The 14182-nt window shown below is 60.6% G+C and carries 9 protein-coding genes; all 9 read left to right on the top strand.

Annotated elements, in window-relative coordinates; all coding sequences use genetic code 11:
- Positions 1-94 precede the first annotated feature (94 nt).
- A complete protein-coding gene (locus tag C0Z18_RS08730; protein WP_102644986.1) occupies positions 95-1189 on the top strand; it encodes an acyltransferase family protein in 1095 nt (364 codons plus the stop codon).
- Between the two features lie 414 nt (positions 1190-1603).
- The gene (gmd, locus tag C0Z18_RS08735) at positions 1604-2686 is read left to right on the top strand and encodes a GDP-mannose 4,6-dehydratase (RefSeq protein WP_102644987.1); all 1083 of its coding nucleotides are present in this window, start codon (positions 1604-1606) and stop codon (positions 2684-2686) included.
- An 18-nt stretch (positions 2687-2704) separates the two neighbouring features.
- A complete protein-coding gene (locus tag C0Z18_RS08740; protein ID WP_146013973.1) occupies positions 2705-3673 on the top strand; it encodes a GDP-L-fucose synthase family protein in 969 nt (322 codons plus the stop codon).
- A gap of 323 nt (positions 3674-3996) precedes the next feature.
- Entirely contained in the window at positions 3997-5298 is a 1302-nt protein-coding gene (locus C0Z18_RS08745; protein WP_102645082.1) for a glycosyltransferase WbuB, read from the top strand.
- 111 nt (positions 5299-5409) lie between these two features.
- On the top strand, positions 5410-7629 hold the full coding sequence (locus C0Z18_RS08750; RefSeq protein WP_102644988.1) for a polysaccharide biosynthesis tyrosine autokinase: 2220 nt from the start codon (positions 5410-5412) through the stop codon (positions 7627-7629).
- Between the two features lie 24 nt (positions 7630-7653).
- Positions 7654-8922 carry an oligosaccharide flippase family protein gene (locus C0Z18_RS08755; RefSeq protein WP_102644989.1) on the top strand — a complete coding sequence of 423 codons (1269 nt, stop codon included), beginning with the start codon at positions 7654-7656 and terminating at the stop codon, positions 8920-8922.
- Entirely contained in the window at positions 8922-9986 is a 1065-nt protein-coding gene (locus tag C0Z18_RS08760) for a glycosyltransferase family 4 protein (RefSeq protein ID WP_102644990.1), read from the top strand. Before C0Z18_RS08755 ends, C0Z18_RS08760 begins: the two co-directional genes overlap by 1 nt.
- 14 nt (positions 9987-10000) lie before the next feature.
- A complete protein-coding gene (locus C0Z18_RS08765; RefSeq protein ID WP_233217242.1) occupies positions 10001-10963 on the top strand; it encodes an ATP-grasp fold amidoligase family protein in 963 nt (320 codons plus the stop codon).
- An 806-nt stretch (positions 10964-11769) separates the two neighbouring features.
- Positions 11770-13920: a hypothetical protein gene (locus C0Z18_RS08770; RefSeq protein ID WP_233217243.1), complete on the top strand. Its 2151-nt coding sequence runs from the start codon at positions 11770-11772 to the stop codon at positions 13918-13920.
- Positions 13921-14182 lie beyond the last annotated feature (262 nt).

The following is a 14182-nucleotide window of genomic DNA, read 5'->3' on the forward strand; positions in this document are numbered from 1 at the left end:
CGCGATAGCATTTATCGGTCAATTTTTCAGGGATCGTTGCCGCCCTTCGTCCGAATTGGCATGCTCCGCAAGAACCAAAATCCTTGGGAGAGACATGAAAGCGAAGGTCATGAATAAGTCGTTCGAGGGGTTACGCGGTGTCGCGGCGCTACTTGTCGTCCTCTATCATGTCCCTCATCTGCATGCCTTCAGCCTATTCAAGGCCGGGTACCTAGCCGTCGACCTATTTTTCGTGCTGAGCGGCTTCGTCATGTCGATGAACTACCTCGGGCGGTTGCAATCGACGGCGGATGTACGCGATTTTTCGATCGCCCGCATGGCGCGCTTGATGCCGCTGCTCGTCGTCTCTTACGTCATCTATTTTCTGATTGCCAATGCCGTCGCGTTGACCGAGGGAGAGCGATGGCTACTGCCTTCCGTAGCGGATGTCATCGCTACGCTCTCCATGACGTTCGGGCTCGGACTGCCGCATGTCACGGTGTATAACTTCGCCAGTTGGAGCATCAGCACCGAGTTCTGTAACTATCTCGTCTTTGCGTTCTTGTGCTTGATGCTCGGGGGACGCCGCCGCCGCGCATACGCGTTCCTGGCATTGAGCTTGGTCGCCGGGGGCTGTGTGCTCGCCATCGACCTCATTCATCACTGCGGTCACGGCAAAGCATGCATGGACAATGTCGCATCGCCCGGTGCGATGCTGAGGTGCACCTTCGGTTTTTTTGCCGGCTGCTTCGCCTTCGAGTTGTCGAAGCGACCCTCGATCGTCGCGCTCCTTTCCCGTCCGGCCGTGTCGCTCGCGCTCGCGGCTTCGCTCTGCTACGCGATATCTCTTTCGACGACTCATGGAATCGTCGCTTTCGGCGTACCCGTCCTCAGCGCCTCGTTGATCGTCTCGCTCAGCACGGATAGGGGGACCCTCTCGACGCTACTGCGAGCTCCGGCGCCTCAAGCGCTGGGGCGCCTATCCTACTCGCTGTATTTAATGCACATGCCGCTGTTGCTCGTCTTCGAGCGCAGGTTGAGCGATGCAACCGGATTGGCGTTTGGGGCGGAGCTGGCGCTTTTCTTGATCGTTCTGTTCATCGCCTCCCAAGCAACGTTCCGAATCGTAGAGAACCCTGGACGAAAAATCATTTTGAGAAGGTTCACGGCTCAACCCCGTCCCGAGCCCGTCGCGACCACTCAAGCTTAGCGGTTTCAAACGTACTCGGGCGACGCGCGCTGAATAGCGGATATCGACCCTATCGCCGCCTCCATCGCCGCATAGATTTCCCGTCGATTTGCCGCCCTCGCCGCCTGCGCGTTACGCAAGCGGCATCCATGTCATGCATGGCGCATTTATCTTTACCTTTATCTTTATTGTCCGATGTGGCTAGTGAAAATAAGTAGCCCCTAAAAAAACGGCATGAGTGGCAGTTCAGTCATGGTGCAATGGCGTCATTCGTATGGCCGGATAGCTGTTTTCCGCCATTCTCGCCAGCATTGTTGCGTCGCATTAAGCAACGCGGCATATTTTGCGCAAGCAAAATTCCCGGCAAAGCCGCCGCTCCGACATAGTGAGGCCGGCCTTGCCTCGAGTCTCGAATTCCCCAATCCGGAGGCACGATTGAAAGTCGCATTGATTACGGGCGTAACCGGCCAAGACGGCGCCTACCTCGCCGAATTACTGCTCGACAAGGGCTATGAGGTGCACGGCATCAAGCGCCGCACGTCCCTCTTCAATACCGGCCGCATCGACCATCTTTATCAAGGTCCCCACGAACGTTGGCGGCGATTCGTGTTGCATCACGGCGACCTCACCGACTCATCGAGCCTCACGCGGATCATTCAGCATGTGCAGCCGGACGAGATCTACAACCTGGCCGCCCAAAGCCATGTAGCCGTCTCGTTCGAGGAGCCCGAGTACACGGCCAACTCCGACGCGATCGGCACGCTTCGTATTCTCGAAGCGATCCGCATCCTAGGGTTGGAAAAGAAGACGCGCTTTTACCAGGCGTCGACGTCGGAACTCTATGGGCTCGTCCAGCAGATTCCTCAAAACGAAACGACGCCGTTTTATCCCAGATCGCCGTATGCGGTCGCCAAGCTATACGCCTACTGGATCACGGTGAACTACCGCGAAGCCTACGGCATGTATGCGTGCAACGGAATTTTGTTCAATCACGAGTCGCCGATTCGCGGCGAGACGTTCGTCACGCGCAAGATCACTCGGGCTCTCGCGCGTATCAAGCTCGGTGTGCAGGACTGCTTGTTCCTCGGCAATCTCGATGCGAAGCGAGATTGGGGGCACGCGCGAGACTACGTCGAAATGCAATGGATGATGCTGCAGCAGGCGCAGCCCGAAGACTTCGTCATCGCGACGGGCCGGCAATACAGCGTGCGCGACTTCGTCAATGCCGCCGCCGAAGAACTGAACCTGACGATCCGGTGGACCGGCAAAGGCATCGACGAGAAAGGATGCGACGCGTCCGGCAACGTGGTGGTGGCAGTGGATCCGCGCTATTTCCGGCCGACGGAGGTCGAGACCCTGCTAGGCGACGCCACCAAGGCTCGCACGAAGCTGGGGTGGACGCCGCGCACGCCATTTGCCGATCTCGTGGCCGAGATGGTGCGCGAAGACCTGCGCAGCGCAGAGCGTGACGAGCTCGTCAAAGAGCATGGCTACACAGCCTTCGAGTTCAACGAATAAGCGAGAGCGAGGAAATCGATGCTCCCATCCATCGACAAGAGCGAACCGATCTATGTCGCGGGCCATCGCGGCATGGTCGGCTCGGCGATCGTGCGATGCCTGCAACGGCGCGGCTACCGCAATATCGTGACAGCCGACCGAGCGTCGCTCGACCTGCGCGATCCGCACGCCGTGCAGCGCTTCTTCGACGAGCGACGGCCTGCCTACGTCTTTTTGGCCGCGGCAAAGGTGGGGGGCATCCACGCCAACAACACGTATCCCGCCCAATTCATCTACGAAAACCTGATGATCGAGGCGAACGTCATTCACGCAGCCTTCGCGGCGGGCATCGACCGTTTGCTGTTTCTCGGCTCGTCGTGCATTTACCCGCGCGACTGTCCCCAGCCGATCCGCGAATCGTATCTGTTGACGGGACCGCTCGAACAGACGAACGAACCGTACGCGATTGCCAAGATAGCCGGCATCAAACTGTGCGAGTCCTACAACCGGCAGTACGGAACGCGGTACGTCAGCGTCATGCCGACCAATCTTTACGGGCCTCGCGACAACTACGACCTTCAAATGAGCCATGTGCTGCCGGCGCTCTTGCGCAAAACGCACGACGCCAAGGTGCGCGGCGATTCGCAGGTTGAAGTATGGGGCTCCGGCACACCGCGGCGCGAATTTTTATATGTCGACGATATGGCCGACGCGTGCGTCTTTCTCATGGAGTCCGGCGTCGCCGATGGTCTTTTCAATATCGGTTCAGGGACGGACGTGACGATTCGCCGATTGGCGGAAACGATCATGCGCATCGTCGAATTCGAGGGAGACATCGTCTTCGATGCGAGCAAGCCGGACGGCACACCGCAGAAGCTGTTGTGCGTGGATCGGATGCGGGAACTGGGCTGGCAGTCCACGACCTCGCTCGAGGATGGGATTCGGCGCGCGTATGAGAGTTTTCTGTCGGAAAGTGAGCACGAACAGGGGGTCCCGTCCGCCGGCTAATCGAGTCTCGCATGCGACGACGTACGGCCGCATTCGCGTTTTCCGGCGCAGCCCTTTCCCGGCAACCAGCCAAGTGCCTTCGATCCGTGCCGCTCCGCTCCGATGGCCGACGCTCGCTAGCCGATTTGCGCTTCGAATGAAAGTACCGCCAGTCGTCCGAGCCGTTGTGACGGGTCGGTTTCGACTGCGGGCCATTCGAAAACTTCCGGGTCCCCATAAACGCGGAGGACCCTTCATCGCCCGTTGCGGGTATTGGTCGAGCGACCTCGCGGATAGCTTGAATCGGAGAGCAGAAAGTGCGCGATATGTACGATCGGGAAAACATGGCGACCGGCGCCGAGGGCGGGTCGAGCGAGCGCGTCCATTCGCACGGCGCGGCCCCTCGACGCGCATCGAAAGCACCGCGCATCGTCGTCTGTACCTTGAATTACGCACCCGAGCTGACAGGCATCGGCAAGTACTCGGGAGAACTCGTCGAATCGCTTGCCGACCACGGCTTCGAGGTGGCGGTCGTCACGGCTCAACCTCATTACCCGGGCTGGCGCATTTTTGAAGGCTTTTCGAATCGATATTCTGTCGAACGTCCCCGCCCCGGGGTGAGTGTCTTCCGGTGTCCGCTCTATGTTCCGGCGAAGCCGGGCGGCGTGAAGCGCCTGGTGCATTACGCGAGCTTCATGCTTTCGGCATTGCCCGTGATGGCAAGGCTCACCGCTTGGCGTCCCGCTGTGGTCTGGGTGGTCGAGCCGAGTCTCATGTGCGCGATGCCCGCGCTCACGGTAGCCAAGCTGACCGGGGCGAAATGCTGGCTGCATGTGCAGGACTACGAGGTCGATGCCGCTTTCGTGCTCGGGCTCGTGAGAGCCCCCTGGCTCAGGCGTCTCGCGCTCGGAATCGAGCAAGCGCTCATCCGTCGCTTCGACATCGTTTCGTCGATTTCGAAACGAATGCTGGACCTCGCGAGGACCAAAGGAGTGGATAGCGGCAAGCTCGTGTTCCTTCCGAATTGGGTCACGGTCGGCGAAGAGAGCGGCGGCGCTTCCGAGAACCGGTATCGCCAAGAATTGGCGCTGGCGCCGGGCTGCAAGGTTTGTCTGTACTCGGGAAACATGGGGCAAAAGCAAGGGCTCGAAATCCTGGCCGAAGCGGCACGAATACTCGAGCGACGCAGCGACATCCGCTTCGTCTTTTGCGGGGAGGGATCCGGGCGCAGCGCGTTCGAGGCGCTATGCGCGGGCTTGAGCAACGTCACTTTTTTGCCGCTGCAACCGGCGCAGCGAGTTGCCGAACTGCTTGCCTGTGCCGATGTGCATTTGTTGCCGCAGCGAGCCGACGTAACGGACCTCGTCATGCCGTCGAAACTGGCCGGCATGCTGGCGAGCGCAAGGCCGGTCGTGACGACGGCGCAGCAAGGAAGCGAACTGAGCGCCGTGGTCTCCCAGTGCGGCATTGCAGTCGAGCCCGGCGATACCCATGCGTTCGCCGCGGCGATCGAGTCGCTGATCGACCAGCCTGCTTGGGCGAGCCAGTGTGGCGTGCGAGGGCGGCAGTATGCGCTGATGAATTTCGATCGCAAACGCGTCATGGCGAATTTCGTCGATTCGCTGACGCTGTTGTGTAGTGAGTGAAAGATGTGCCTGCCTCCGGCACGCCCGGTTTGCTTTGCGGATGTGACACCGGGCAAAGGCGGCGTGAACGGTCAACGGTCCGAGAGGACCTAGCATTTCCGAGGACATGCAATGAAACCGCTAGAACCGATCTCGATGAGTCTGCCAGTGCAAGATGAAATCGACCTGAGAAAGCAGATCGCTTCTCTGTATGAGATGCGCTCGTTCATTTTCAAATGCACGTTCGGCGTCGTATTGCTCGCGACCGTCTACGCGTTGACGGCCACGCCGGTTTACCGCTCGGACATGCTGTTTCAGGTGGAGGAAGAAGCAGAGCAGTCGAAAAGTCTGCTCGGGGAAGTATCGTCCTTGTTCGACATCAAGACGGGCGCCGCCACCGAAATGGAGATTCTGCGGTCGCGGCTCGTCGTTTCCAAGGCGGTCGACGCACTGCATCTGGACCTCAACATTCGTCCACGCTATTTTCCGTTGATCGGTCAGCTCATCTCGAGAACGAATCACAACCTCTCCCAACCGGGGCTGCTCGGTTTCGGCGGATACGCCTGGGGCAACGAGCGCATCGAGACGACGACCTTCGACGTACCGGAAGCCCTGTACGGAAAAGACTTCGATCTCCAGGTTCTCGGCGGTGGCGCCTACCGTCTCGTTTCGCCCGACGGCGATCGTTCGTTCGACGGCCATGTCGGCGTTTCGCAGACGTTCCAACTACCCGAGGGTCCCGTCACGCTCGATATCTCGTCGATCGACGCCAAGCCCGGCATCCGCTTCACGCTCACGCGCAATTCCAGGTTGAAGACGATCGAACAGTTGCAAGACAGGCTCCAGATCGTCGAAGTCGCCAAGGAATCCGGTGTCATTCAAGCATCGCTCGAGTGCACCGATCGCGTCCTGTGCGCGGACTTGCTGCATACGATCGGCCAGCAGTATCTCTCGCAGAACGTCGATCGCAAGACGGCGGAGGCCCGGCGCTCGCTCGAGTTTCTCAATGCGCAGTTGCCGCAGTTGAAGGCCCAACTAGAAGACGCGGAACGGAAATACACGAGCTTTCGCGATGAGCACGGCACCGTCGATCTCAGCGGCGAAGGCGCGTCGCTTTTGCAGCAATCGACGTCGGCCAAATCCAAGCTCCTGGAGCTGAAGATTCAGAGGGAGGATTTGCTGACCCGATTCGCGCCCTCGCATCCGAGCCTCGTCGCGATCGACAACCAGATTCGCGAGTTGAACGGCGCGATGGGCGAGCTCTCCGAGCAGATGACACGCTTTCCGGATCTCGAGCGCCGCGCGCTGGAACTGAAGCGGGACGTGCAGGTCGACACCGATCTTTATACCGGTCTACTCAATACCGCACAGCAATTGAAGGTCGTTCAAGCGGGCAATCTGGGCACCGTTCGTCTCGTGGACGATGCAAATCTCCCGGAAAAGCCGGTCAGGCCGCGGCGGCTGCTGGTCATCGCGCTATCGTTCGTTCTTGGGATCTCACTGGGGATCGCCGGTGCGCTCGTGCGCAAGATGTTGCGAAACCGGGTATCCCATCCGCAAGACATCGAGCGATACACGGGATTGGACGTGGTCGCGGCGATTCCCTATAGCGAGTCGCAGCAAATGCTCACGCATTCGGCCAAAAAGCAGCGCACGTCGGCAGCGCTGCTCGCTAGCCGGCAGCCACGCGACCCTGCGATCGAGAGCTTGCGTAGTTTGCGAACAGTGCTTCAGTTCAGCTTGCTCAACGCGCCGAACAATATCGTCGTACTGACCGGCCCCACCCCCGGCGTGGGCAAATCGTTCGTGGCCACGAATTTCGCGGCCGTGCTCGCGGCGGGCGGCAAGCGTGTCGTGCTCATCGACGGAGACCTCCATCAAGGGCGCTTGAACGAGTACTTCAACCAAGCGGCTAGCGGGGGGCTGACCGAGCTGATCGCGGGGACGAAGACCCTCGACGAAGTGACGCAGCGCAACGTCGGTACCGGCTTCGACTTCATTTCGACCGGCTCGTTGCCGGGGGATCCGTCCGAAGTGCTTCTTTCCGCGGCGATGCAGGCGCAACTCGAGGCTCTCTCGAAGCGCTACGACATCGTGCTGATCGATACGCCTCCCGTGCTGGCGGTCTCGGATGCGCAAGTTATGGGCGCCTACGCCGGTGCGGTTTTTCTCGTCGCGCGCTACGAATTGAACAACGTCGAGGAAATTCAAGAGTCGATCAAGCGTCTAGGCCGCGCCGGCGTGCCGGTCAAAGGTGCGCTGCTGAACGCATTCCAGCCCGACAAAAGCGGCTACGGCTATGGGTACGGCACGCAGTACGGCGGCTATACGTCTTCACGAGCCTTGCGATAAACGAACGTAAGCGGGGATATCTCGATGGAGCAAATCAGGGGATCGAGGTCGATCCGTTTCCCGGCCTTTTCTTGGCGCGCGGGCCTTCACCCGAGCGCCGCAACGTGGGTGTTGCTGCAGCAACTGGTCGTACGCGGACTGGTCGCCGTGAAGTTCCTTGCGCTCGGGCGCATTCTTGGTCCGGCGGCGATCGGCAGCGTTAGCGTTGCATTGCTGGCCGTGGCGATTGCGGAATCGCTTTCCGACACGGGTCTCGCGCAGGCGATCATTCAAGGCCGCGAAGCGCCCACTCGTTCCCAGTTGGGTTCCGTCCTCACGACGCTGGCGACTCGCGGAGTTTTCATTTCGTTGCTGCTTGCGTCGCTGGCCCCGGCCATGTTCCACATGTTTCATCTGCGCGCCGGCGAACTGGGCCTGCTGCAGCTCGCCGCTATCGTGCCGCTGATTCGCGGCGCGATGTCCCCGGCCTACTTCGTCGTTCAACGCGAACGGCGCTTTCAGCATATCTCGGCGATCGAAATCTCGGCCTCCATCGCCGATTGCTCCGTCGCCATCGGCACCGCGCTGACCGGGGCCGGCGTGTATGCGGCGCTGATCGGCACGATGACGGGGGAATCGATCAAGACCTCGCTCACCTGGATAACGATGCGGCCGCGCCCTCCCCTGCGGCTCGCCTGGTCCGGGATCGGCCACTACGTTCGCTTCAGCCGCTGGATCTGGGCCTCGAGCGTCGTCACGCTGGTGCTGAACCAGTTCGACAAGGTCGTGGTCGCCACGCTGCTCGGACCGGCGCAGTTCGGCGCGTATCAGATGTCGTCGCGGCTCGCGCAGATGCTGCTCGCGGACGCTGCCATCGCGATGTCGCAGTTCCTGTTTCCGACGTTCGCCGCTCAACATCGCCAGGAACCGAAAAAGGCCGCGCGTCTGTTCAAGCGTTACCTCGCACTGCTGCTTTGCGCGCTTGCCATGGTCGTGCTCGTGCTTCGCGCATCGGCGACACAGCTATTTTCCCTCGTCCTTGGTAAATCGTGGCTCGGAGCCGTTCCGCTGTTCGACATCTTCGTCATCAACATGGCAGTCGGTGCCCTGATCGCCCTTCTCGTCGCCTACCTTCGCGCGATCGGCAGCCCGAAGACGACCACGCATGCGTCGATCCTCCAGGTCCTGGTGCTGGTTGCCACCGTTCCGCTCGCGACGCGGCACTGGGGCGCAACCGGCGTCGCGTGGTCATTGACCGCCGGCCTGTCCGTATCGGCGGCGTTCATGTTCTATCGGTTGACCAGGAGTAAGTAATGCGCGCGCTTCACCTCATTTGGGTACCGCGCCTGTCCGGAGCAGAGGTGCTCGTCAAGGATTTGGCCATGCTTCAGAAGGCGCAGGGCCACGCTGTGTGTGTGGCAGCGCTGTATCCCGAACAGGCCGACTTCGCTGCGTTTCGGGGCGAGCTCGAACGCAACGGAGTGTCTTGCAGCTTCCCCGTCCGGCGTTCCGGCGTGGTCGGCAAGCTGTGGGGTCTGCATCGTACGATCCGCGACTTCAAACCGGACGTCGTTTTCGCACATGCGACGATTCCGGCGTTCTATGCGCGCGCCCTACCGATTCGCGTCCCGGTCGTCTACGTCATGCATTCCGCTACGAACGATTTCGGCCGCGCGCTGTTCCGGTGGATCGAACGCTCGTTGTCTCGCCGCGCCAGCGCGGTGATCGGCGTGTCGCGGACGAACGTCGAGGACTATCGGACAGCGGTCGGTTCGCATCCGTTGATGACCGTCATTCCGAACGGCGTCGACATGGCCCGGTTTGCCGGCAACGCACGCGAGGCTGCCCCGCGCCCGGTACGGCAAATCGTGCAGATCGGACGCTATACGGCCGTCAAGGATCAAATGCAAACTGTCCGGGCGTTCAAGGAAGTGCTCGAGCACGCGCCGGATGCCCGTCTCGTCCTGTACGGGGTGATCGAGGATCCTGCATACCACGCCGCCGTTGCCGCGCTTGCGGGCGAGCTCGGCATCGCGGATCACGTGGACGTGCAAGGTCCGCGCTCCGATATACCGGCGATTCTTGCGGCATCGCAAGTCTTCGCGATGCCGTCACGCTCGGAGGCGCACAGCATCGCGTTTCTCGAAGCGCTCGCTTCCGGCATCCCTGTCGTCGCGAGCACCATCCCCGCATTCGCATTCGCGCGCACGCTGCCCGGCGTGCAGCTTATCGATACGAACGACACGCAATCATATGCAAGTGCGCTCGCGGCGGCGCTGAGACAGCGCAGGGTACAGCGCAACCTCGATGGCCTGACGCTCGCCGACACCGCGGATCGGTACATTCAGATCGCCCGGCAAGTCGCACGGGTGACGTGAGGATAAGGAGGACTGTGTCGCATCTGCTCAAAACCAATCGAATCGCGACCGCCGATGGGCCGGGGCGCGCAATGGAGGGGACTTCCGCGTCGGCCATCGCGAAGCGAATGGTCCGTTGGGGCATGTCGCTCTTTCCGGACGAGTTCTATTTGGCGCTCTCTCATCGCAGGAGGATCGGCCGTTTCCCCCGGATCAAAAATCCGGCCACGTTCAACGAGTTGATGCTCGCGCGATGCTTGCGTCCGGACCCGCGATGGAAGGATCTGTCCGATAAGCTGAACGTCCGGGCCTACGTCCGCAATCGCATCGGAGAAAAGTATCTGATCCCGCTGATCGCGGCGCCCGACGTATTCACGAGAGCAATCTTCGACCTTCTCCCGTCCTCGTTCGTCATGAAGGCGAGTCACGGGTCCGGATTCGTGGAGGTGGTCTGGGACAAATCGAGAACGTCGTTCGACGCGTTGCAGCGCCGTGCCAACGAATGGCTCGGCATCGACTATTACCGCATCGGACGCGAGCGGCACTATCGCGGTATCCGTCCCCGAATTTTCTTCGAGAAGCTGTTGCTCGACAGCGCGGGGAAGGTCCCGGCGGACCTCAAAATGCACGTCTTCGGCCGCGGCCCCGACGGACCCGTCATCTACACCGGCGTTATCGCGGATCGTTTCGGCGATGCCCGCGCCGACATATACGACGCGCATTGGAACAGGCTCGACCTGGCCTGGGGCAGCTACGCGCGAAGCAAGTGCGCTTCGCCGCGTCCGTCGAACTGGGAAGAACTGACGAACATCGCCATGCGATTGGCCGACGGGCTCGGTTACGTTCGGGTGGACCTCTATGCGCCGGACGACCAAGTGTATTTCGGCGAGCTGACGTTCACGCCGGGCGGCGGCACGATGCCATATACCCCGGATCGCTGCGACTACGAATGGGGGCGCATCCTCAAAGAAGCGACGTACACGCCGCCCGAAAGTTAGCATCGAGCCACCCGCGTTCGACCCCCTATTTTTTGTCGGACGATTCCGACGCCGTACGTGATCGTCCCTACATCGATCTCCTCCCGCGCCGATTTCGCGGCGCGCCCGCTCGTGCGATACTCCTCATCACTACCTTCACGGCATCTTCCGAACGCAATCATGCAACGTACGCTTCCCCCTCGCTTGCGCTTGCATTCATCGGCGCCGGGGCCAGGTGAATCGCTATCGTGATTGCAACCCGTCCTCCCGCGCTGCATGACTTGGATCAATAAATGAGACGAAGGATCGTCTCATCATTCGTTGCGTGTGGTCCATTTTCACGAATTAGCGATAGATCCATCCCCTCGCTTTGCCATCCCCGACAATTAGAAACGACGCGACCTCGCAAATAGCGGGGCAATTGGCGTTCGCTTCGCGTCACTGCATCGTTTCGGCTGTCTAACATTACAAATGCTTAGAAGTCCGAACTATCTTGAGGTTAAGCCGTCGCTGAACTGCCTCCTGAGCGCCTTCGCTCGAGGGGTCTTCGTCTCATCCCCGGCTCGTCGCGTCTACCTACCGAAGGGGTAGGAAATTTCCGACGGAAGAACCTGCCCAGACTACGCTAGCTTCAGCGCACCCTGATATCTAAACAAAATGCGCTGACCAATAATATCACCACAAGAAGAGAGCAGGTCCGAGAGACACAGTCAGGACTACTAAATAAAAGCTCAATCTCATTAATTTATTTTTCGCTTTGAAACGTTGGGCGGATTGATCTCAATTGCGCCTGGGGACCATTTTTTCTTTTGAAAAGTATGACTGCCATGAGAACCGCTGTTCAATATCTGCCCAAACACCTTCAAAAAGTTTCGTCGCACGGATCGTTGACGGCCCCCCTCGCTGCCGCCCTGTTCGGCGTCGCCAGCCTGAATCCGCTCAACGCCCAAGCGCAAGCGCCCGCGACGTTGAACGTCGGCGGCGTGCCCTATACGCTGTGCGCCTCCGAGGGCCAGGGCTGCTCGTTCAGCGGCAACGCTAAAGTTGCCTACGGTTCCACGTCGCCGACATTGAGCGATAGCGTCAACGGACCGTTCGCGAACGGCGTGCAATGCCAAAACGGCGTCGTGTCGCCGACCGATCCGGCGTACGGCAAAGCCAAGAGCTGCTGGTACGACAGTTCGACGGGATACTGGAAACCGGCGCCGACGGGCGCCGTGACGTGTTCCGCACCGACGACGAGCACGGGCGGCACGCCCAACGGCCTGATCACCGCCGACGTGGTGAGCGCCGACCGCACCCGTCTATTCCCTCAAAGCAGCGCGTTCGCGATCTCTTTCGTCTCGGCCGCACCCGCAGCCGACCAAGTGAGCTGGACCGTTCAAGACGATCTGGGCAACATCAAAGGCAGCGGCCATTTCCCCGTCCCGGGCGGCACGCAAACGAGCACGATTTCGTGCACGTCCACCACGAGCGGCTATTTCGCCATTACGGCCACGTTGACCAACGCGGGAGGCACGCTGCCGCACCTCGGCACGCGTCCGACCGGTATTGCCACGTTCGGCGTCTTGCCGAATCTGTCCGGTGTCCTCCCCGCGGTCAGCTACGCCCACCAAGATCAGCACCGCTTCGGTATGCAAGGGCTCAACGGATTCACCGCCATGCTCACGAAGCTCGGTGTGTCCCGCGTCATCGACGATCGTCAAATGTCGTCGATGGAGCCGAATGGGCCGAACACGTGGACCCCGGGAACCTCTTACGTCAGCACGATGTACAAGGGCGGCTCGATCATGCGACTCGTTCGACTCGACGGTATCCCCGCCTGGGCCAGCCCGACCGGCGCTTACGAGGACGATACGAACGCCCCGACCGACCTGTCCTACTACCAGAGCTACATGGGCCGAGTGGGAACCGACACGGAAGCGATGCGTAAAACGTATTTCCCGAATCAACAGAGCAATTACTATCAAGTGACGTGGGAACCGAATTGGAAGGATTCGTCCGCCAATTTCATCGCACTCTATAAAGCGGTATATACCGGCTTGCACGCGACGGATCCGAATGCAGTCGTCATGGGCACGACGAGTCCCAACCCCGGCGCGTGCGCATGGTGCGAAGGCGGCCAACTGCAGACCTACGGCGCGCTCGGATTGGGGCAGTACATCGACGGTGTCAGCACGCACTCCTATTACAGCTCGGACCCGTCGCCGTCTCAGCCGCCCGAGCAATACGATACCGATAGCAACCCGGCCAACGTTGCCAGGGCACTGGATCAGCGCATGCGCGCGTTGCGCTCCCAAATGCAGGCCCTCAAGCCCAACATGCGGCTCTGGTCGTCGGAGGTGGGCATCAGCTACGATCCGGGCTCGGCTTACGGTCCGAACTTTCCGTCGGGTAACCAACTGTACGCGCAGGCCGCGGTCGCTGCCCGCACTCACCTCATCGTGCTCGGAGAAGGCGCTCAGGTCACCTACTTCTTTTACGGTGCGGACTATCCGACCGAAGTCGGTTTCGGCTCTTTCTTCGACATGGTGAACCCGCAAGGATCGTGGTCGGCGCAAACGGTCAGCCCGAAGCCCGAGGCGATGGCATTCGCCGCCTTGACGAACATCATCGACGGCACCCAAACGCTCGGACGCCTGAACGGATTGCCCACCATGGCTTATGGCTACGCTTTCCAACAGTTGGGCGGCGGCTCGGTGATCACCGCCTTGTGGACGCATAACAACGCCAACTGGCCGACGACCGCCGGCTCGTACAGCCCCACCGCGAGCATGACTTACTCGCTCAAGGTGGATAACGCGGGAACGAACGGTACCGTGACCGTGCTCGACATGATGGGCAACCCCTACACCGTCGGCTACGCCAACGGCGTCGTGAACCTCACGTTGACCGAATCGCCGATCTACGTCGTGTCGAACAACGCTTCGGTCATGTCGGCTCAGGTCACCGCCCCGATCGGATACACGGGACAATAAGCATCGGACCCCGAGTTCGGCGAACGTATCGCTCGCCGGACTCGCCGGTCATCGGCCACCACGACGATTATCGCGAACCGCGAATCAGCCGGCCGCGCATAGGAATCGAAGTCGATCAATAGCCGTACGGATGGCGCCGAGTCGCTCCCGTACGGCATATTTTTTGGCCAACGACTCATACATTCCCGCCATTTCTCGTCTGATCCTTGCCTCGGTCTTTATTGATCGGCATAGTCTTGCGCTGAGCCGCCAGGGCTCGCCT

This window comes from Trinickia dabaoshanensis (assembly GCF_002879885.1).
Taxonomy (GTDB): Bacteria; Pseudomonadota; Gammaproteobacteria; order Burkholderiales; family Burkholderiaceae; genus Trinickia; species Trinickia dabaoshanensis.